Below are 856 nucleotides of genomic sequence, written 5' to 3'. Positions count from 1 at the left end.
TGCGCCGCTGGCAGGTGTTTCGCCGCTACAGGCATTGGAGGCCTCCCTCGCCAACCCGGCGCCTGCATCGCCTGGGACTTCGTTGTCGCCAGGGCCTGAATCGGATGAGCTGGAGGAAGAAGAGGAAGAAGTCGAGGAGCAAGGCATTACGTTGCGCATCGGGGTGTTTTTTGATGGCACCGGGAATAACCGATCCAACAGTGAAACTGTGGCCGGGTGTTATGCGCGGGATGTGAACCTGCTGGAGCAGGCCGAGGATATCCAGCGGTTTTGTCGGGAGCATGGGTATGCCCCTGACGGCAGCGCGCCGGATAACAGCTATGGGAACGACACGAGTAACGTGGCCAAGCTGTATGAGCTGTACAGCGATGACAGTCAACGGCGACTGGCTGATGAAGAAACCTTAGGTTACATCTCGGTGTATCTGGAAGGTATCGGTACCCGCAGTGGCGGAGCGGATGCACTTTTTTCACAGGCGACCGGTGTGGGTGAGCATGGTGTATTGGCGAGAGTTGCGCAGAGTCCAGCAGGTATTCTTGCTGAAATTCGCCGATTTGTACTTGCAAATCCCGACCGAGAAATTACATCTATCGAGTTCGATATTTTCGGTTTCAGTCGAGGCGCCGCCGCGGCTCGGCACTTTGCGAATGAGGTCATGAAGGGCAATCAAAGTATTCTGGCCTCGGTCTTGAGGGATGCTCCCGGTCTTGTTGCCGGCTTTGGCTGGCACGTCAATTCCGAAGTCGCCATCAACTTCATCGGCATCTTTGATACCGCTGCCGCAGTAGCAGACATTGCCGGAGGTGACCTCAGCGTCCACGACGCCATAAACCCTGGCGTCAACTTGTACCTGGCG

The 856-nt window shown here is 56.5% G+C and carries 1 pseudogene; it reads left to right on the top strand.

The window, feature by feature from the left end:
• Nucleotides 1-856: pseudogene (locus NTD84_RS00695) on the top strand (DUF2235 domain-containing protein); the annotation flags it as partial.

The organism is Pseudomonas sp. 14P_8.1_Bac3 (assembly GCF_025466085.1).
In the GTDB taxonomy this organism is placed as follows: domain Bacteria; phylum Pseudomonadota; class Gammaproteobacteria; order Pseudomonadales; family Pseudomonadaceae; genus Aquipseudomonas.
The sequence above is the reverse complement of the archived record's forward strand: the minus strand, read 5'-3'. Positions and strand labels throughout refer to the sequence as shown.